Below are 20,888 nucleotides of genomic sequence, written 5' to 3'. Positions count from 1 at the left end.
TTAATATTACTTAATCATTAAATTCAATGAATTAGCTGATATGTTAAAGTTGGCATGCTTCTTGTAATACTTCTTATAAAATCCCCGATTTGTTCGTTATATTTAATGATGTGGTTGTGGGACATACACAATTATTAAGGAGCCAGCCATGTTTGAAATTCTCTTTGTTATCGGCTTTTTTATCATGCTGATGGTAACCGGTATTTCCCTGTTAGGGATCTTCGCTGCATTACTGGTGGCTGCTGCTTTTATGATGGTAGGGGGCTTATTCGTCATGATGATTAAGCTGCTACCTTGGTTGATTCTGGCGGTTGTGGCCGTCTGGATATGGCGTTCGATGCAGAAACCGATAGTCCGGCGTTACTAAAATTTCCCTTTCTTGCGGTAGCGATCACAGCCTGAAAGATTAGTGGGGCGAATCAGAGGGAAAACGTATTTTTTCTCGGGCGTGCTTGCTAGGATGCTAACCGATACGATTTGGTATCGCATTTTCATCCCTGCCAGAGGTAAAAATAGCCGTATAAACGGCAGTTAGCTCTGACAGAATACGCTGCTGTACCCCTACATGTGCATCAAAGAAAGCGTTGTAAAGAAGGGCTCCCTAATCGGAGCCCTTTGTTTTTTCAACAATATTACCTTAGGAATGGCCAAACAACTCAGGGTATCAGCAAGCTGGATCCTGTGGTCTGGCGGCTTTCTAGGGTTTGATGGGCACGGTGAGCATCACGCAACGGGAATTGCTGTGCTTTTGCCACATCGACATTAATGGCTCCGCCAGCAATCAGTGAAAACAGTTCGTGGCTGGCACTTGCTAACTCTTGCCGATTGGTGACATAAGTGTTGAGGGAGGGGCGAGTAACATATAGCCCGCCTTTTTGGTTCAGGATGGCAAGATCTACTCCTGTCACTGGGCCGGAGGCATTACCGAAACTCACCATCAAGCCTCTGCGCTTAAGGCTATTAAGCGAATCCAGCCAGGTACTTTTCCCAACCGAGTCATACACCACACCCACTTTCTCGCCATTAGTCAGCTCTGCCACCCGCTCGGCGATATTTTCTGTACGATAGTTAATCGTGGCCCAGGCGCCAGCGGCTTTTGCCAATTCGGCCTTTTCATCAGAGCCAACACTGCCGATAAGCTTAGCACCAAGCGCTTTCGCCCACTGGCAAGCAATTAGTCCGACACCACCCGCCGCCGCATGGAATAGGAATACCTCACCCGGTTTTATCTCGTAGGTTTGGCGCAACAGATAGTGGACGGTCAGCCCTTTGAGGAATGATGCTGCGGCCTGCTCGAAAGAGATGTTGTCAGGAAGTATGGCAATCTTCTCTGCCGCAACATTATGCACTTCGCTGTAAGCCCCGAGAGCTGATTGGGCATATACCACCCGGTCACCGACATTGATTGTGTTAACCGACGAACCAACTTTAGTGACAATTCCCGCCGCCTCTGTTCCCAACCCACTGGGAAACTGTGATGGTGAATAAAGCCCACTGCGAACATAAGTATCGATATAGTTAATACCGATCGCTTTGTTTTCTACCTGAACTTCATGTGCTGCAGGGTCAGAAGGGGTAAAGTCAAGGTATTGCAACACTTCCGGCCCGCCAGTGGTACTGAATTGGATATGCTTTGCCATGGTAGCTCCTATAGATAGGTGTATTTTCACCCTACAGGGTTCTGCACGGAGTGCCAAGATCTGGCTAATACCGATATGTAATAGGGAATATTATTACCTCTGCGAATAAGACGGTGCGGCAATGTGGGCGGCATTTTTTTTCCTCATCAGCGAACTTTCTGAACTCATCAGCTCCATTCATTTGCGGTCTACCTGCAACTCCAATTACTTTGTGTATATACTAGGCCGTTATATTTTCTATTCGATATTTTCCTATCGCAACAAAGGTAAAGAACACTCTTCATGGCCGCAAAAAAACCAACCAACAATATGGCAGAGCCACGAGACCGCCAGATGGAAGGGCTGAAACTCCCGCCTCATTCGCTGGAGGCAGAGCAGTCCGTGTTGGGCGGTTTGATGCTGGATAATGAACGCTGGGATAATGTGTCAGAACGCGTTGCCAGCAATGACTTCTTCAGCCGCCCGCACCGCCGAATCTTTACTGAAATGCAGCGTTTGCTGGAAAACAGCAAACCTATCGATTTGATCACCTTGTCTGAGTCGCTAGAGCAAAAAGGCGATCTGGATTCGGTGGGGGGATTTGCCTATCTGGCAGAGTTATCGAAAAACACCCCAAGTGCGGCGAATATTGGTGCCTATGCTGATATTGTGCGCGAACGTGCGGTAGTTCGTGAAATGATCTCGGTCGCCAATGAGATAGCTGACGCCGGTTATGATCCCCAAGGGCGTAGCAGTGAAGATTTGCTGGATTTGGCTGAATCCAAAGTGTTTCAGATAGCTGAAAGCCGCGCCAGTAAAGATGAAGGGCCGAAAAGTGTCGATCAAATCCTCGAAGCCACGGTCGCGCGAATTGAGCAACTTTATCAGCGGCCCCATGATGGGGTGACCGGTGTTTCAACCGGCTTTACCGACCTTGATAAAAAAACCGCCGGTTTACAGAAATCAGATTTGATCATTGTCGCCGCGCGTCCATCAATGGGTAAAACCACGTTTGCGATGAACTTGTGTGAAAACGCCGCGATGATGCAGGAAAAACCGGTATTGATCTTCAGTTTGGAGATGCCCGGCGATCAGATCATGATGCGTATGCTGGCGTCGCTGTCACATGTTGACCAGACCCGTATCCGAACCGGCCAACTCGATGATGAGGATTGGGCGCGTATTTCCAGCACCATGGGCATATTGATGGAAAAACGCAATATGTACATCGATGACTCATCCGGTCTGACACCGACAGAAGTGCGCTCCCGCGCGCGGCGTATTTTCCGCGAACATGGTGGTTTGAGTCTGATTATGATCGACTACCTGCAATTGATGCGGGTGCCGTCTCTTTCTGATAACCGAACGTTGGAAATCGCCGAGATTTCGCGCTCACTCAAAGCACTGGCGAAAGAGTTGCAAGTCCCGGTAGTGGCGTTATCACAGCTTAACCGTAGTTTGGAGCAACGCGCTGATAAACGGCCCGTTAACTCCGACTTACGTGAATCCGGCTCTATCGAACAAGATGCGGACTTAATCATGTTTATCTATCGTGACGAGGTGTATCACGAGAACAGTGATGAGAAAGGGATCGCGCAGATTATTTTGGGTAAACAGCGTAACGGTCCGATCGGATCTGTCCGGCTGAAATTTAACGGTCAATGGTCGCGCTTTGATAACTATGCTGGTCCACAGTACGACGACGAATAGTTTCCCCTTAGTCCTTGACGCTGCAGGGTTGTTAGCGGCGGTGACCCATGCGGCACCTCTCGCTTACTGCCTTGCTGCAACGCCAATGACTTTGGGCATAACATCTATTAATTATTAAGGATAAGAAATGAAAGCGGCAACAGCAGTAATCGACCGCCGCGCTCTGCGACATAACTTGCAACAGGTACGGCGCATGGCGCCACAAAGCCGCCTGATTGCTGTTGTGAAAGCAAACGCTTATGGCCACGGGTTATTAGAAACAGCGCATACTTTGCAGGATGCCGATTGCTACGGCGTCGCGCGCATCGGTGAAGCTCTGATGCTACGTTCCGGCGGGATCGTAAAACCTATTCTACTGCTGGAAGGGTTTTTTGCCGCAGAGGATTTGCCTATTCTGGTGGCTAACCGGATTGAAACCGCAGTACACAGTATTGAGCAATTAGAAGCGCTGGAAGCGGCGGATCTCCCGGCACCGATCAATGTTTGGATGAAACTCGATACCGGTATGCACCGTTTAGGTGTGCGCCCTGAGCAGGCCGACGCTTTCTACCAGCGCCTATGTGCTTGCCGCAACGTTATTCAGCCCGTCAATATTATGAGCCATTTCAGCCGTGCCGACGAGCCTGAAGTGGAGACCACCCATCAGCAACTTGCTTGCTTTGACGCCTTTGCTATTGGCAAACCGGGTAAACAGTCTATTGCTGCCTCTGGCGGTATTTTGCTGTGGCCACAAGCGCATCGTGATTGGGTTCGTCCCGGTATCATACTGTATGGCGTTTCGCCGATGGATGAACCTTATGCCAGTCATTTTGATCTACTGCCAGCGATGGCATTAAAATCCAGCCTGATTGCTGTGCGTGAACATAAAGCTGGTGAGCCAGTGGGCTACGGTGGTACTTGGGTTAGTGAGCATGATACGCGCTTGGGTGTAGTGGCGATTGGCTACGGTGACGGTTATCCGCGCAGCGCACCATCGGGTACGCCGATGTGGGTCAATGGCCGCGAAGTGCACATTGTGGGGCGGGTATCGATGGACATGATTTCAGTTGATCTTGGGCCAGATAGCAGCGACAAAGTCGGTGATGAAGTGCTGTTGTGGGGGGCGGATTTACCGGTTGAGAAGATCGCAGCTTACACCGGTATCAGTGCCTATGAATTGATCACCAAGCTGACCTCCCGTGTAGCGATGGAATATTTAGGGGAATAAGGTAAGCTGACTAATCAAGGTATAGACAATTATTATCAATCTAGGAGAGCAGCGCCGTGTTCCAAAATGTTGATGCCTATGCAGGTGACCCGATCCTGTCATTGATGGAGAGTTTTAAAGCCGATAGCCGAGCACATAAAGTGAATCTGAGTATCGGGCTTTATTACAATGAGCAGGGTGAGATCCCGCAAATGCAGGCAGTGGATACCGCTGAAACCCAATTGAATGCTCAGCCACATGGGACACCGGTTTACTTGCCGATGGAAGGTCTGCAATCTTATCGTACTGCTATTCAGCAGCTACTATTCGGCAGCGATCACCCTATGCTGGCTCAGCAACGAGTAGCGACTATCCAAACTGTTGGTGGCTCCGGTGCATTGAAAGTGGGTGCTGATTTCCTTCATTCCTATTTCCCAGATTCTCAGGTGTGGGTCAGTGACCCTACGTGGGAAAACCATGTCGCTATTTTCAGTGGCGCAGGGTTTAAGGTGAATACCTACCCGTACTTTGATAATGACAAGCTGGGCGTAAAATTCGATCAAATGCTGGCAACGTTGCAGCAGTTACCAGCCAGAAGCATTGTTTTGCTCCATCCTTGCTGCCATAACCCAACTGGATCTGATCTGACGAATGCACAGTGGGATCAGGTTATTGGCGTGGCTAAAGACCGGGATCTGATCCCGTTCCTGGATATTGCCTATCAGGGTTTTGGTGCTGGGCTGAATGAAGATGCTTATGCGATTCGAGCCATGGCGGCAGCGGAATTACCCTGTCTGGTCAGTAACTCCTTCTCTAAAATCTTCTCTCTGTATAACGAACGGGTCGGTGGCCTTTCCGTGGTATGTGAAAGTGAAGAAGCTGCTGGTCGGGTATTGGGGCAACTGAAAGCCACGGTGCGGCGTAACTATTCCAGCCCGCCAAACTTTGGTGCACAGGTTGTTTCAAAAGTACTGCATGACAGCGAGTTACGGGCGCAATGGCAGGCTGAAGTGGAGCAGATGCGTCGGCGTATTATTGAAATGCGCAGCACGTTGGTGGAAGCCTTGAAGGCGGCACTACCCAATCGCAATTTTGATTACTTAATGCAACAGCGTGGCATGTTCAGCTATACCGGTTTTAGTGCTGCACAAGTGGATCGTCTGCGTGACGAGTTTGGCGTGTATCTGATTGCCAGCGGCAGGATGTGTATGGCAGGTGTCAACCACAGTAATGTTCAGCGAGTAGCGGCTGCGTTTGCGGCAGTACAGTAATTAGTTATCGCGTTATCTAACACGACGAACTGTTTAAGGCGATAGAAATATCGCCTTTTTGCTTTATTTTTTCCACCATCTTTCCGTCACTTATCTACATAACCTGTCTGGTTAGCCCTCCGCCAATGGCTGTAAATCGATTAAAGAATATACTAAATAAGGTGGCAGACCCATGCCCAATGATCATTCATCGCTCACAGTAAATCTTCTGTTATAAGTGCAAGCTAATACTTCAGCATGTTGCTGTATCCGATGGAATGAATACGCTATGAGGCCCTTTCGCTAGACGGCACTGGCCCATTACAGGAGATAACCCAATGAATAATTCAGCATTATTGGAATACTGCATGTCTAAACCGGGGGCAGAGCAGAGTGATCATGAGGAATGGCAGACCAATCAGATTAAAGTAGCCGATGTGATGTTTGCGATGGTGGGTGAAATTGGTGGGCGGCCCTCTATTTCGGTAAAAACCAGCCCTGAGTTGGCGGAGAGTTTGCGAGAGCAACATCCGGAGATCGTGCCGAGTGAACACTTGAATAAAGCGCACTGGAACACGGTGTTTCTGGATGGACAATTACCGAACTCACAATTTTACTCGTTAATTGACCGCTCTTATCAATTGGTATTGCAGGGGTTACCGGAACATAGGCGACAGGAGCTGGCTGTTTGATACCCCCTTGGTACTTGGAGTTGCGGGGTTGTTAGCCAGGTTCATTATTTTGGCCCATCCTTGGGCCTGGCTGATTTGTTGTTCACGGGTTGCCAACCTGCAGCTCCAATGATTTTGGATGCTGATAGATTATTTGATGCTCTACTTACGTTGCAGCATTGGCTTGAGGAAGCGTGCGGTATGTGACGCGGCGCATTCTGCAACAGTCTCTGGTGTACCGGCGACCAGAATCTCGCCACCGCCACTACCGCCTTCTGGCCCCAGATCGACAATCCAATCAGCAGTCTTAATCACATCCAGATTGTGCTCAATGACCACAATGGTATTGCCCTGATCGCGCAGCTGATGCAACACCGCCAGCAGTTGCTGAATATCAGCAAAATGCAGGCCGGTAGTCGGCTCGTCCAGAATATAGAGCGTCTGACCGGTGCCGCGTTTTGATAATTCACGCGACAGTTTCACCCGTTGCGCTTCACCACCCGACAGCGTAGTCGCAGATTGCCCCAGACAGATATAGGACAGGCCCACATCCATCAGTGTTTGCAGCTTACGCGCCAATGCCGGAACCGCATCAAAGAACTCGCGAGCCTCTTCGATAGTCATCGCCAGCACTTCGTGGATACTTTTACCTTTGTATTTTACTTCCAGCGTTTCACGGTTATAACGCTTACCTTTACACTGGTCGCATGGCACATAGATATCGGGCAGGAAGTGCATTTCGACTTTAATCACCCCGTCGCCCTGGCAGGCCTCACAACGGCCCCCTTTGACGTTAAAGCTGAAGCGGCCTGGCGTATAACCACGGGTACGTGATTCAGGAACACCGGCAAACAGCTCACGAATGGGGGTAAAGATACCGGTATAAGTCGCCGGGTTAGAGCGCGGCGTCCGGCCAATCGGGCTTTGGTCAATATCGATGACTTTATCGAAATGCTCCAAGCCTTGAATTTCACGGAATGGCGCCGGTTCGTTGCTGGTCGCGCCGTTCAACTGGCGCTGGGCGATACAATATAAGGTGTCGTTGATCAGCGTTGACTTACCTGAGCCAGAAACCCCGGTAATACAACTAAACAGCCCGACCGGCAGTGTCAGCGTGACATCTTTCAGGTTATTGCCGCTGGCGCCAATCAGTTTTAACACTTTGGTTGGGTCCCCCGGCACGCGTTGCGCAGGTATGGCGATTTCTCGTTTGCCGCTAAGGAACTGACCGGTCAGTGACTTAGGTTCAGCCATGATGGCCTCAACGGTCCCTTCGGCCACCACCTCACCACCATGCACACCCGCACCCGGGCCAATATCAATCACATGGTCGGCTGCGCGGATAGCGTCTTCATCATGTTCCACTACAATCACGGTGTTACCCAGATTGCGCAGATGAATCAATGTTTCCAGCAACCGTTCATTATCACGTTGGTGCAAACCGATGGACGGTTCATCCAGTACATACATGACACCCACCAAGCCGGCGCCAATTTGACTGGCCAAACGGATACGTTGCGCTTCACCACCAGACAGTGTTTCCGCCGAACGGGACAACGACAGATAATTCAGCCCGACGTTAACCAAGAACTTCAGCCGATCGCCAATCTCTTTCAGCACTTTCTCAGCAATTTGCGCCCGCTGACCACTTAGTTTCATGTTTTGGAAGAAGGTCAGTGCGTGGCCGATGCTCAGTTCAGAAATCTCGGGCAGAGTGGTGTTTTCGACAAACACATAACGCGCTTCGCGGCGCAAGCGAGTACCGTGGCATGAAGCACAGGAGCGATTGCTAATATATTTGGCCAGTTCCTCACGTACTGCACTGGACTCCGTCTCTTTATAGCGACGTTCCATATTGTGCAACACCCCTTCAAATGGGTGGCGGCGAACGGTGGTATCACCCCGATCGTTAATGTATTTGAATTCAATGGTATCTTTGCCAGAACCGTATAAAACGGCGTGCTGTATCGCGCTATCGAGCGAGTTAAATGGCGTTTCGATATCAAACTTATAATGATCTGCCAGTGAACGCAGCATCTGGAAGTAATAGAAGTTGCGGCGATCCCAACCACGGATGGCACCACCCGCCAGCGACAGCTCTGGATTCTGTAATACACGGTCTGGATCAAAGAACTGCTGTACCCCTAAGCCGTCACAAGTTGGGCAGGCCCCCGCCGGGTTGTTAAAGGAGAACAGGCGTGGTTCCAACTCACTCATACTGTAGCCGCAAATCGGGCAGGCAAAGTTGGCGGAGAACAGCAACTCTTCGGCGTGAGGGTCGTCCATATCGGCAACGACGGCAGTACCACCAGAAAGCTCCAGTGCCGTTTCAAATGATTCAGCCAGACGCTGAGCCAGATCTTCACGCACTTTGAAGCGATCGACCACCACTTCAATGGTATGTTTTTTTTGCAGTTCTAATTTCGGTGGATCAGACAGATCACACACCTCGCCATCGATCCGCGCCCGGATATAGCCCTGCATAGCCAGACCTTCCAGCGTTTTGGTATGTTCGCCTTTGCGATCTTTTACCACCGGAGCCAGTAACATCAAGCGGCGGCCTTCCGGCTGACTGATGACGTTATCCACCATCTGACTGACGGTTTGCGCGGCTAGCGTAACATCGTGATCTGGGCAGCGTGGTTCACCGACACGGGCGAACAGCAAACGCAGATAATCATGGATTTCAGTGATGGTACCCACAGTCGAGCGTGGGTTATGCGAAGTTGATTTTTGCTCAATGGAGATTGCCGGTGACAGACCTTCAATATGGTCGACATCCGGTTTTTCCATCAGCGATAGAAATTGGCGCGCATAGGCGGAAAGAGACTCAACATAACGGCGTTGCCCCTCGGCATACAAGGTATCAAAAGCCAGTGAGGATTTGCCTGAACCCGATAGACCGGTGACCACGATCAGTTTGTCGCGCGGGATAATCAGGTTGATATTCTTAAGATTATGGGTGCGAGCGCCCCGAACTTCTATATTATCCATTCAAACACTTCCCGGATGTAAACTGAGCCTCTCCCGCGCCCTTTTTTACTCTTCGTACTTGAAGCCGTAGGGTTGTTGGCTGCGTTCACTCACCCTAATCACTTACTGGCTGTAAGCTTATAGGGACTCGCTCGCTTGCCGCCTACCTGCAACTCCAATTACTTTGAGTAATGTATAGACGCATTTTGCAACGTCAAAAAAGGACACAGCCAGTACGAAACGGATAATTATGACACAAAAAAACCTGAATGGATATCCAGTATTCGAGTGCAATTAAGGCAGATGTCATGATAAAACTGCAACACATTTCGCAGTTATGATCTACTGTGCCGTTTAGCAGTTAGCGTGTTAAACTTACTCGTTTATACTGTACAAAATTTACTTCATCAGGAGAGTTCACATGGCCAGCAGAGGCGTAAACAAAGTGATTTTGGTCGGGAATTTGGGCCAAGACCCGGAAGTCCGCTACATGCCAAACGGCGGAGCTGTTGCCAATATCACCCTGGCCACTTCCGAAAGCTGGCGTGATAAAGCCACCGGCGAGCAGAAAGAAAAAACTGAATGGCACCGTGTGGTGTTGTTCGGCAAACTGGCAGAAGTGGCGGGTGAATATCTGCGTAAAGGCTCTCAGGTTTATATTGAAGGCGCACTGCAAACTCGTAAATGGACAGATCAGGCTGGTGTTGAGAAATACACCACAGAAGTTGTGGTTAATGTGGGCGGCACCATGCAAATGCTGGGTGGCCGTCAGGGCGGCGCTGCTCCGGCAGGTGGTGGTGCACCACAAGACGGCGGGGCGCAAGGTGGTTGGGGTCAACCTCAGCAGCCACAAGGTGGTAACCAGTTCAGCGGCGGTCAGACTTCACGTCCGGCCCAGTCTGCACCAGCAGCACAACCACAAGGCGGCAATGAGCCACCAATGGATTTCGATGATGATATCCCGTTCTGATTGCGCTGTTTTTTAAGCACAACAGTGCTGATTAGGAAAATAAAGCCCTGCCTTGGCGGGGCTTTTTGTTGGTTTTAAGCCGCGCCTGAGGGATGAGATTTTTATACCTCGATATATCTGTTTTGCTTTCTTAAAATTGGTATTGGCAGCTTTGCAAACCAAAAAATTCTTTTATCACTATAATCAATACTCTTATGTTCATCATATGGAGCTTGGTCATGGTCACGGTTCACCATCTGAATAATTCACGTTCACAACGTATCTTGTGGATGCTGGAGGAACTGCAAGTTCCTTATGAGTTGAAGCGCTATCAGCGCGACCCCGGCAGCTTACTGGCACCACCAGAATTGAAAAAAATCCATCCATTGGGAAAATCACCAGTGATTACTGACGGTGATCTCACCTTGGCGGAGTCTGGTGCCATTATTGAGTATTTACAGGAAACCTATGATGCACAGGGGCTATTTAAGCCCACCGGTCACTATGATCGTCAACAGTTCCGTTACTGGATGCATTATGCCGAAGGTTCATTGATGCCATTGCTGGTGATGAAACTTATCTTTAGCCGATTGGGTGGGCCGCCTGTGCCGTGGATTATTCGCCCGGTTGCCAAGGCTCTGGGTGATGGCGTACAGAAAAGTTATCTGAATAAGCAAATTGCTACTCACCGCGATTATCTGGAACAGCATTTGACGAATAATCAGTGGTTTGCTGGCAGTGATTTCAGCGCGGCGGATATTCAGATGAGTTTTCCTATCGAGGCAATCAACACCCGTGGTGGTCTTGAGGGGTTCCCGAAACTGCAAGATTTCTTAGTGCGCATTCATCAGCGCCCAGCCTACCAACAGGCGATTGAGAAGGGCGGAGCCTACAAACTGGAAGGCTGATAACCGATGATTCGGCATCATTGCCACGCAAAGTAAATGAGTGTGAGGCTACTCACACTTTTGTTTCCCGTCAAATTAATGCTCCCCCGACAAATTAATGTAAAAAAATGCAATAAATGTCGCTATCTGGTGTTGATTAGTCGCTACGAATAGCTAGATAATCGTTTGCCTTACAATAAGGCTATTTTATTTGCCATTTTGAACTTGGGCAGTGCTAAAAATCCTCACGTACCGAGTGTACGCTCCGGTTTTTGCGCGCTGGCCGCGTCCAAACTGCCTGCAACAAAGACGCTTATTGTAGTTTTTCTTCGATTTTTTTCAGTCATGCGTGCTTCCAGCTAATCGTTTGCTATTTTCTCCACCATGAAGATGTTGGAGGCGTTGTCGAGTTAATCGGCAAAAACGGAAACGATTACGTAGGGAAGGGCGCCTGACTTGCTGACTACTTTAAAATGACACACAGGGGACATAACCATGTCTAGCACCAACCCTCAAGTGAACCGGGCAGTAACGCCAAAAGGTTCGCTTGATGCATTTTTCAAGCTTAGTGAACGCGGCAGTAATGTACGCCAGGAAGTGCTGGCTGGCCTGACAACCTTTCTCGCCATGGTCTACTCGGTCATTGTTGTACCAAGTATGCTTGGCAAAGCGGGTTTCCCACCAACAGCGGTGTTTGTGGCAACCTGTCTGGTTGCCGGTCTTGGTTCTTTGTTGATGGGGTTGTGGGCCAACTTGCCGATGGCGATTGGTTGCGCCATATCACTGACAGCGTTTACGGCATTCAGCTTGGTGCTGGGGCAACACATCAGTATTCCTGTGGCATTGGGGGCAGTATTCCTGATGGGGGTGCTGTTCACTATTATCTCTGTGACCGGTATCCGTTCATGGATATTGCGTAATTTGCCGATGGGCGTGGCACATGGTACCGGTATCGGTATCGGCTTGTTCCTGTTGCTGATTGCAGCAAACGGTGTCGGCCTGGTTATCAAAAACCCGATTGAAGGTTTACCGGTTGCACTGGGTGCATTTACCTCTTTCCCGGTCATAATGACTTTGCTAGGGCTGGCGGTGATTTTCGGTCTGGAAAAACTGCGAGTGCCGGGTGGCATTCTGCTGGTGATCATCGCCATCTCGGTTATCGGCCTGATTTTTGATCCGAGTGTGACCTATCAAGGGCTGTTTGCGATGCCTAGCCTGGCGGATGCTAACGGTAATTCATTGATTTTCAGCCTTGATATCATGGGTGCATTGAAACCTGTGGTGCTGCCAAGTGTATTGGCATTAGTGATGACTGCTGTATTTGATGCCACCGGGACTATCCGCGCGGTAGCGGGTCAGGCTAATTTGTTGGATAAAGACGGCCAGATCATCAGCGGCGGTAAAGCTCTGACATCTGACTCCGTTAGCAGCATTTTTGCTGGTTTGGTGGGCGCTGCGCCTGCTGCGGTTTATATCGAATCTGCCGCCGGTACTGCCGCTGGTGGTAAAACCGGTTTGACCGCCACCGTGGTAGGTATTTTGTTCCTGCTGATGCTGTTCCTGTCGCCACTATCCTATTTGGTTCCGGCTTATGCGACGGCACCGGCTCTGATGTATGTAGGGTTGCTGATGTTGAGCAACGTCTCCAAACTGGATTTCGAAGACTTTGTTGATGCGATGTCTGGCCTGCTTTGTGCCGTGTTTATCGTGCTGACTTGTAATATCGTCACCGGTATTATGTTGGGCTTCAGCTCGCTGGTTATTGGCCGTATCTGTTCCGGTGAATGGCGTAAACTGAATATCGGTACCGTGATTATCGCTATCGCGTTAGTGGCATTCTATGCGGGTGGCTGGGCAATCTAAGCGATGAGTTTTTGCTGGCATCGGGGTGACGCTGTCCCGATGCCACAGCGGTTTTTAATAACCCTATTTTCTTTGTTTTTTCCTGCCATCAGTTACAGGTTTTTTCCCCGTTTAACAAAAAAGTGATCTACTATCAAAAGCTAAACTCCGGCCCTGTCTACGGGCGGGTGAGGTTAAATCTTATATTGAGTTGTGTTGAGTTGAGTCTAAGGAAAGCATGGAAATTTTTTTTACAATCCTCATCCTGATTCTGGTGGTGTCGCTTTCCGGCGTTGTCACTCGGATGTTGCCGTTTCAAATCCCCCTTCCTCTGATGCAGATTGTCTGTGGTGCCTTGTTGGCCTTTCCCCACTTTGGTTTGCATGTCGATTTTGACCCGGAATTATTCCTGGTGCTGTTTATTCCACCGCTGCTCTTTGCCGACGGCTGGAAAACACCGACACGAGAGTTTATTCACCATGGGCGGGAGATATTTGGTCTGGCGCTGGCATTGGTGCTGGTCACCGTGGTGGGTATCGGCTATCTGATTTACTGGATGGTGCCGGGTATTCCGCTGGTAGCCGCGTTTGCACTGGCGGCGGTATTGTCGCCAACCGATGCTGTGGCATTATCCGGCATTGTGGGGAAAGGGCGCATACCTAAATCGATTATGGGCGTATTAGAAGGGGAGGCGTTGATGAATGATGCCTCTGGTCTGGTTGCGCTAAAGTTTGCCATTGCGGTGGCAATGGGGACGATGGTCTTTACCGTGTCTGGTGCCACACTTGAGTTCCTAAAAGTGGCGATTGGTGGCCTGCTGGCTGGTGTGGCGGTAACCTGGCTATACAGTAAGTCACTGCGCCTGATGAGCCGCTGGAGTGGTGATGATCCGGCAACACAAATTGTCTTACTGCTGCTGTTGCCATTCGCTTCTTATCTGATTGCTGAGCATATTGGCGTCTCCGGCATTCTGGCCGCAGTGGCGGCAGGGATGACCATCAGTCAGTCCGGGGTTATCCGAAACGCACCATTGACGATGCGGTTACGTGCCGACAGCGTGTGGTCGATGCTGGAGTTTGTGTTTAACGGCATGGTGTTCATCCTGTTGGGGCTGCAATTACCGGGGATTTTGGAAACATCAATCATACAGGCTGAACTGGACCCAACCATTCAAACCTGGAACCTCTTCGCGGATGTTGCCATTATTTATGGTGCGTTGTTGGTACTGCGCTTTAGCTGGCTATGGTCGATGAAGAAAATCAGTAAACGCATCCTGACCAAACGGCCACTGGAGTTTGGCAATTACACCACACGTGAACTGTGGGTGGCATCGTTTGCAGGGGTACGGGGAGCGATTACTCTTGCCGGTGTCCTCTCTATTCCGTTATTCCTCAGCGATGGTTCAGCCTTCCCATCCCGTTACCAGTTGGTATTTATCGCCACCGGCGTGATTCTGCTGTCGGTTATTATCGGGGTGATTGCTTTGCCGCCATTGCTGCGTGGTGTGGTGGTAGCAGATAAAAGTGCCAGCCGTGAAGAAGTGCGTTTCGCTCGGGCGGCGACTGCCGAGGTGGCAATTGTTAGCCTGAATAAAATGGAAGAGCGGCTGGCAGCCAGCAGCGAGGAGAATATTGACCCGGAGTTGCTAAAAGAGATCAGTTCACGAGTTATCGGGACATTGCGACGGCGTACCGGCAGTAAGGATGAAATTGAGAACACCTTGCTGGTTGAGAATCTGGAGCGGCGTTTTCGTTTAACCGCATTACGAGCCGAGCGTGGGGAACTGTATCACCTGCGTGCGACGCAGAAAATCAGCAATGAAACGCTGCAAAAACTGCTGCACGATTTGGATTTGCTGGAAGCGTTACTGATCGAAAAAGAGGGTTAACGCTTCTTAAATCCGGCTGCCGTTCGGTGGCCGGTTTATCTAACGGAATCAACTTTGCGGCCCGCACTAATCAATAAAATATTCTATTATGGTAATAGCAACCCTTAAGGACGAGTCACTCGATATTGGTTTTATGTTAATGGGAAGGAACCTGTGTATTCAAAGAAACTCTGAGGAATATAATTATTGATATTTTTCTCATGGCAGTATTCTATGATTTGTCGTTTGCTGGAAACCCCTGTTTTTCTATAGAGACTTTGGATGGTATTACTGATGGTTCTGGGTGATAGATGAATTTTTCTGGCGATATCCACATGGGAAAATGAATGTAGAAGATAAAATAACACTTCCCACTCTCTTCTGGAAAATAAGTCAGATGGTGGTGTGAATACAAGAGATGTGGGTGTTTTTATTTTATTTAAATGAGTTAATATCATATTATCTACCGCTCGACCATGAAAAATAGTTCCTACAGATACGCCATTTTCATCAATTAATGGATATTTATCAAAAAACCAAGGTTGAAAATAGGGGTGCCCCTCAAATGCATGTATTTCAACTGACGTTATACGATCTTGCGATAACTCTACCTTACGGTCATGTTGTTGAAATTCATTTTGAAACTCCGATGTTGATGCCGGGAGTTCGCCATCGAGTCGTCCTTCTACGTTGAATTTATCCGGTAAGGATAATAATTCATGGTATTTTTTATTTGCATAAATAAATATTGAATTATTATCTTTCGCTCCCCAAGGCTCTGAACTCTGTGCCCAAAAGCGAATTAAAACGTTAAGTGAATCTAATAAGTTAGTTTTCATTATTTCACCATTTAATTAATTTACTATTTAATGATTGGTAATGTTTTAGTATTAATGGGGGTTGTTAAGTTATTAAATAACGATTACCCTTTGCAGTCTAGTTTATTATTTACTCTATTTTCCACAAGGAAGTGTTACATGATCAATATATCCGGTTTTAATTATGATAATGCTATAGAAGATCCCGTCGTTGGGATCTCAATTGCAGAAATGTTTAAGAAAGAAGGTTTGCAGGCTTATGGAACTCGCGTTGAGCAAGGCAAGCGCGTGAGTTGCCATAGTCATGCTCAAGATGAGGAGTGGTATATTATTCTCTCGGGTGAAGGTGCTATCTGGACTGCGGATGTCATTGATGGAGAATTAAAAAATAAGCGTGTAGATGTTTTTGCTAAAGGTTCTGTATTTTGCATCTACCCTAATACCGCGCATCAACTGGCAGCGAAAACCGACGTCGAGTTCATATTCTTGTGTCCGCAATCGCATATCACTCGTGACCGAATCCTGTTTGACGATATTGTGGCAGAGTAAGGCAAAAAAAGGGTGAGGATACCCTCACCCGCAAGTACTCAATGGAAAACCCAACGTAATGAATTAGTTAATGAATAACCTGCGCCAGAAACGCCTGGGTGCGCTCTGATTTCGGGTTAGAGAAAAATTCGGCGGGTGGTGCTTGTTCCACTATCTCCCCACGGTCCATAAAAATAACCCGATCGGCAACGGTACGGGCAAAACCCATCTCGTGGGTTACACACAACATGGTCATGCCTTCATTTGCCAGACTGATCATGGTATCCAGCACTTCTTTCACCATCTCAGGGTCCAGCGCCGAGGTTGGTTCATCAAATAGCATGATTTTGGGTTTCATACACAGCGAACGGGCGATTGCCACCCGCTGCTGCTGGCCACCGGAAAGTTGGCCGGGGAACTTATGGGCGTGCTCTGCAATCCGCACCCGTTCTAAATAATGCATTGCCAATTCGTCGGCCTCTTTCTTGGGCATCTTACGTACCCAGCTTGGTGCCAGCGTGCAGTTTTGCATCACCGTTAAGTGCGGGAACAGATTGAAGTGTTGGAACACCATGCCGACCTCGGTACGTACCCGTTCAATATTGCGCAGGTCATCGTTAAGTTCGATGCCATCCACCATGATTTTCCCCTGCTGATGCTCTTCCAGATGGTTGATGCAGCGGATAGTGGTAGATTTACCTGAGCCAGAAGGACCGCAAAGTACGATGCGTTCGCCAGGGCGCACATGTAAATTGATATCTTTCAATACGTGGAACTGCCCGTACCACTTATTGACGTTTTCCAGCGTAATCATCATTTTATCGCCTGGAGTTGGCTGATTGTCGCTCATGTTATGCCTCAATGTGTGGAACGTCCGGTGTGAAAGCGCTTTTCCAGATGCTGGCTGTAGCGCGACATGCTGAAACAGAAAACCCAATAGACAGCGGCGGCAAAGACATAGCCTTCGGTCGACATCCCCAACCAGGCAGGGTCGACGGTGGCTTGCTGCACGCTGCTGAACAAATCAAACAGACCAATGATGATAACCAGACTGGTATCTTTAAACAGGGCGATAATGGTGTTTACCAACCCGGGGATCACCATCTTCAGGGCTTGTGGCAAAATAACCAGCCCTTGGGTTTTCCAATAGCCCAGCCCCAGTGACTCGGCGGCTTCGGTCTGTCCTCTGGGCAAGGCCTGTAACCCGCCACGCACCACTTCTGCCACATAGGCTGATTGGAACAACACCACCCCGACCAAGGCACGGATCAGTTTGTCGATGCTGGTGCCTTCGGTCATAAACAGTGGCAACATCACCGAGGACATAAACAGCACGGTGATTAGCGGCACCCCGCGCCAGAACTCAATAAATACCACTGACAGAATACGCACCACTGGCATACTCGAACGGCGGGCCAAGGCCAATAAAATCCCCAGCGGTAGCGCACCGGCAATACCTACTGCGGCGATGATCAGCGTCAGTGTCAGGCCGCCCCACTGGCGGGTTTCAACCCGGGTTAACCCGAGGAAACCGCCATATAACATCAACCATACCAGCAGTGGGTACGCTACCATCCACACCGCCAAATAGCGGCCTCGATGTGGCATAGCGCGCCAGAACAATGGAATGAGCGTCAGCAATCCGATGATCAAGGTGGTGTTGATGCGCCAACGCTGCTCAATAGGATAAAGGCCATACATAAATTGGCCAAAGCGCGCATGAATAAACACCCAGCAGGCACCCTCACGGGTACAATCAGTGCGCGATGTACCTAGCCAGTTGGCGTTAAAAATAGTCCAATTCAGTAATGGCGGGATCAATTGCCACATCAGCCACAGGCACAGCAGCGTCAGCAGACTATTAGTCCAACTGGAAAACAAATTCTTTCTCGCCCAAAACACCATCCGGCTTAACGGGTTGCCCGGCCGTACTGTGCTGGGTGGTTCACGGGTTAGTGTCATCGTCATTCGCTTCCCTTAGCGCTCTACCAGCGCGATCCGCCGGTTGTAGAGATTCATTAAAAATGAAATGGATAGGCTGATAACCAAATAGACTGACATGGTAATGGCGATAGTTTCTATCGCCTGACCAGTCTGGTTCAGCACTGTGCCGGCAAACAACGACACCATATCTGGATAGCCGATAGCGGCTGCCAGTGAGGAGTTTTTGACGATGTTCAGGTATTGACTGGTGAGTGGCGGAATGATGACTCGTAACGCCTGTGGCAGAATAACTTGGCGCAAGGTGACGGTGTTGGGCAGCGCCAGTGAACGGGCTGCTTCATGCTGACCATAGGGCACGGACTGAATGCCTGAACGAATCACCTCAGCAATAAAGGTCGAGGTATAAACCGACAGTGCCAAGGTCAAGGCCGCCAATTCAGGGATAAGAACCAGGCCACCTTTAAAGTTAAAGCCGCGTAACTGCGGTAGATCCCAATGCAGTGCCGAGCCATACAGAAAATGGGCCGCTGCTGGTAGGGCTATCAACAGTAGTAAGGCAATCGGCCAAGTGCGGTGAAACTGACCGGTATGTAACTGACGGAAATGGTTATAGCGATACAGCGCCACGATGATAACAACGGCCAGCAGCACAGCGAGTATGGCGGGTATAAAACCGGCAGCAAACTCCGGTGATGGTAGATACAAGCCACGGTTGCTGAGAAAAGCCACACCGAAGGCATCCAGACTCTGTCGTGGCCCTGGTAGATTGCGTAATACCGCGAAATACCAGAAGAAGATTTGCAGCAAGGGCGGGATATTACGGAATGTCTCGATATAGATAGTGGACAGTTTGCGTAACAGCCAGTTATCAGATAAACGCGCCAGCCCAAGGAAGAACCCGAGGATCGACGCAAAGAAAATACATAATACTGATACCAGCAAGGTATTGAATAACCCGACCAAAAACACCCGGCCGTAGGTATCACCTTGCTCATAATCGATAAGATGCTGAACAATACCAAAACCGGCGCTGTTATTCAGGAAAGCAAAGCCGGAGGTGATGCCCCGGGTCGACAGGTTGGTAATGGTGTTATGGAAAAGATACGCACCGCATCCGATCAGTATCAATAGCGCGATAATTTGATACAACCAGGCGCGTACCGCTGGATTGGTCAGCGAAAAGACACCTTTGACGGTTGGGCGTTGTGACATAGTGTGGGCCTCGGTCTGGATAATACATCCGGCAGGGCGGGCCTGCCGGAGAGGTAATCAGTAATCAGCGAACCGGAGGCGCGTACTGGAGACCGCCATTGTTCCACAGCGCATTCTGGCCGCGTTTTATTTTCAGCTCACTGCCCAAACCGACGTTACGGTCGAAGCTTTCGCCGTAGTTACCCACTTGTTTCACGATTTTAACCACCCAATCGTTAGGCACTTTCAGATCTTTACCATAGTTGCCTTCCTGACCTAACAGATGTGCCATATCCGGTGTGGTTGGTTTTGCTGCCAGTGCTTCGACGTTTTTCGACGTCACACCCATCTCTTCAGCATTTAACATGGCAAACAGTGTCCAGCGCACGATGGCGAACCAGTCCTCATCACCCCGGCGCACAACCGGCCCCAGTGGTTCTTTAGAGATAACTTCCGGTAATACGATAAATTCGTCTGGTTTACCTAACTTGATACGCAGTGCGTACAGTTGTGATTGGTCAGAGGCCAATGTGTCACAGCGGCCGGAATCCAATGCCTTGGCACTTTCGTCAGAACGGTCGAAGGTAACTGGAGTGTATTGCATTTTATTGGCTTTAAAGTAATCAGCGACGTTCAACTCAGTATCTGTACCGGCTTGAATACACACCGTCGCCCCGTCCAGCTCTTTGGCGCTTTTCAGCCCCGCTTTATTGTGGGTCAGAAAGCCGATACCGTCGTAATAGTTCACTCCGGTAAATAACATCCCCATGCCAGCATCACGGGATGAAGTCCAGGTGGTGTTACGTGACAAAATATCAACTTCACCCGATTGCAGGGCGGTAAAACGCTCTTTTGCGGTCAGCGGGGTGTATTTTACTTTTTCTGCATCACCAAAGATGGCAGCAGCTACGCCACGGCAGACATCGACATCCAGACCAGAGAACTTGCCGCTGGCATCTGCATAGGAGAAGCCGGGCAATCCATCACTGATACCACATTGTACAAAACCTTTTTTCTTCACCGCATCCAAAGTAGTGCCCGCGTGGGCCTGACCTGCTAATGCCACTAATGAGGCGGTGGCAACCAGTGTTGAAATCATTATTTTCTTCATGAAAGCGTCCTGTGAGGCAAAGTCGAGCCTATTTTAATTTTGTAGCGCACCAGTGATGCACCGTCGCTGTCTGTTGGCGTGTAGCCAGTTTGGTATTAGCAAATGGGATGCCAGAGTTGCATTTCATTGATGATATGAGTAATTACTTAGCGTTAACTCTTTGTAGGTAATTTCTGACCGGGTAGGATGCACTTAAATGGCGCATTTAACGGTGGATTGATACTTTTTAGTGCAGAAAATTCTTATATACAGCGATGAACGAGAGGTAAGAGTAATTGAACCAGACTGAGGTATACATTTCGTCAATGTAATAACATAAAAAGCGGCATAGACAGGTGAAAT

17 protein-coding genes are annotated in these 20,888 nt (G+C 49.2%); 10 read left to right on the top strand and 7 right to left on the bottom strand.

Annotation, left to right across the window (positions count from 1 at the left end; translation table 11 throughout):
- The first annotated feature begins 148 nt into the window (after positions 1–148).
- Positions 149–367 carry an envelope stress response protein PspG gene (gene pspG / locus Q2T72_RS19870; protein WP_083162129.1) on the top strand — a complete coding sequence of 73 codons (219 nt, stop codon included), beginning with the start codon at positions 149–151 and terminating at the stop codon, positions 365–367.
- A 289-nt stretch (positions 368–656) separates the two neighbouring features.
- On the opposite strand, the gene Q2T72_RS19865 is transcribed toward pspG, so the two are convergent.
- Positions 657–1,640, bottom strand: a complete 984-nt coding sequence (locus Q2T72_RS19865) for a quinone oxidoreductase (protein WP_372569720.1) — start codon at positions 1,638–1,640, stop codon at positions 657–659.
- Positions 1,641–1,922: 282 nt separating this feature from the next.
- On the opposite strand from Q2T72_RS19865, the gene dnaB reads away from it, so the two are divergent.
- The 4 genes from dnaB to Q2T72_RS19845 all read left to right on the top strand — a co-directional run bounded on the left by dnaB (position 1,923) and on the right by Q2T72_RS19845 (position 6,457).
- Positions 1,923–3,329: a replicative DNA helicase gene (gene dnaB / locus Q2T72_RS19860; RefSeq protein WP_372569719.1), complete on the top strand. Its 1,407-nt coding sequence runs from the start codon at positions 1,923–1,925 to the stop codon at positions 3,327–3,329.
- 127 nt (positions 3,330–3,456) lie between these two features.
- The gene (gene alr / locus Q2T72_RS19855; protein WP_372569718.1) at positions 3,457–4,536 is read left to right on the top strand and encodes an alanine racemase; all 1,080 of its coding nucleotides are present in this window, start codon (positions 3,457–3,459) and stop codon (positions 4,534–4,536) included.
- Between the two features lie 56 nt (positions 4,537–4,592).
- The gene (locus tag Q2T72_RS19850) at positions 4,593–5,786 is read left to right on the top strand and encodes an amino acid aminotransferase (protein ID WP_083162135.1); all 1,194 of its coding nucleotides are present in this window, start codon (positions 4,593–4,595) and stop codon (positions 5,784–5,786) included.
- 317 nt (positions 5,787–6,103) lie between these two features.
- Complete coding sequence (locus Q2T72_RS19845) at positions 6,104–6,457, top strand: MmcQ/YjbR family DNA-binding protein (RefSeq protein WP_083162137.1); 354 nt, start codon at positions 6,104–6,106, stop codon at positions 6,455–6,457.
- A 141-nt stretch (positions 6,458–6,598) separates the two neighbouring features.
- On the opposite strand, the gene uvrA is transcribed toward Q2T72_RS19845, so the two are convergent.
- Positions 6,599–9,430 (bottom strand): excinuclease ABC subunit UvrA, encoded by a 2,832-nt coding sequence (gene uvrA / locus Q2T72_RS19840; protein ID WP_083162139.1) that lies wholly within the window; start codon positions 9,428–9,430, stop codon positions 6,599–6,601.
- Between the two features lie 400 nt (positions 9,431–9,830).
- Here uvrA and Q2T72_RS19835 point away from each other — a divergent pair, with 400 nt between their 5' ends.
- From Q2T72_RS19835 to Q2T72_RS19820, 4 genes are all read left to right on the top strand, one after another.
- Positions 9,831–10,379 carry a single-stranded DNA-binding protein gene (locus tag Q2T72_RS19835; RefSeq protein WP_083162141.1) on the top strand — a complete coding sequence of 183 codons (549 nt, stop codon included), beginning with the start codon at positions 9,831–9,833 and terminating at the stop codon, positions 10,377–10,379.
- A gap of 218 nt (positions 10,380–10,597) precedes the next feature.
- Complete coding sequence (locus Q2T72_RS19830) at positions 10,598–11,266, top strand: glutathione S-transferase family protein (RefSeq protein WP_083162143.1); 669 nt, start codon at positions 10,598–10,600, stop codon at positions 11,264–11,266.
- A gap of 474 nt (positions 11,267–11,740) precedes the next feature.
- Entirely contained in the window at positions 11,741–13,108 is a 1,368-nt protein-coding gene (locus Q2T72_RS19825; protein ID WP_083162145.1) for an NCS2 family permease, read from the top strand.
- A gap of 217 nt (positions 13,109–13,325) precedes the next feature.
- Positions 13,326–14,975 (top strand): Na+/H+ antiporter, encoded by a 1,650-nt coding sequence (locus Q2T72_RS19820; RefSeq protein ID WP_083162147.1) that lies wholly within the window; start codon positions 13,326–13,328, stop codon positions 14,973–14,975.
- A gap of 131 nt (positions 14,976–15,106) precedes the next feature.
- Here Q2T72_RS19820 and Q2T72_RS19815 read toward each other — a convergent pair whose 3' ends face one another.
- A complete protein-coding gene (locus tag Q2T72_RS19815) occupies positions 15,107–15,793 on the bottom strand; it encodes a helix-turn-helix transcriptional regulator (protein ID WP_372569717.1) in 687 nt (228 codons plus the stop codon).
- 138 nt (positions 15,794–15,931) lie between these two features.
- Here Q2T72_RS19815 and Q2T72_RS19810 point away from each other — a divergent pair, with 138 nt between their 5' ends.
- Positions 15,932–16,321, top strand: a complete 390-nt coding sequence (locus Q2T72_RS19810) for a cupin domain-containing protein (RefSeq protein ID WP_083162151.1) — start codon at positions 15,932–15,934, stop codon at positions 16,319–16,321.
- A gap of 67 nt (positions 16,322–16,388) precedes the next feature.
- On the opposite strand, the gene Q2T72_RS19805 is transcribed toward Q2T72_RS19810, so the two are convergent.
- From Q2T72_RS19805 to Q2T72_RS19790, 4 genes are all read right to left on the bottom strand, one after another.
- On the bottom strand, positions 16,389–17,150 hold the full coding sequence (locus Q2T72_RS19805; protein WP_042568985.1) for an amino acid ABC transporter ATP-binding protein: 762 nt from the start codon (positions 17,148–17,150) through the stop codon (positions 16,389–16,391).
- Between the two features lie 8 nt (positions 17,151–17,158).
- A complete protein-coding gene (locus Q2T72_RS19800) occupies positions 17,159–18,262 on the bottom strand; it encodes an amino acid ABC transporter permease (RefSeq protein WP_193784861.1) in 1,104 nt (367 codons plus the stop codon).
- A gap of 15 nt (positions 18,263–18,277) precedes the next feature.
- A complete protein-coding gene (locus Q2T72_RS19795) occupies positions 18,278–19,456 on the bottom strand; it encodes an amino acid ABC transporter permease (RefSeq protein ID WP_372569716.1) in 1,179 nt (392 codons plus the stop codon).
- Between the two features lie 64 nt (positions 19,457–19,520).
- Positions 19,521–20,546, bottom strand: coding sequence for an amino acid ABC transporter substrate-binding protein (locus Q2T72_RS19790; protein ID WP_372569715.1), 1,026 nt, complete (start codon positions 20,544–20,546; stop codon positions 19,521–19,523).
- Between the last annotated feature and the right edge of the window lie 342 nt (positions 20,547–20,888).

Origin of the sequence: Yersinia sp. 2466 StPb PI, assembly GCF_041538325.1 — a bacterium.
GTDB lineage: Bacteria > Pseudomonadota > Gammaproteobacteria > Enterobacterales > Enterobacteriaceae > Yersinia > Yersinia enterocolitica_E.
This window is presented reverse-complemented; position numbering and strand designations above follow the sequence as displayed.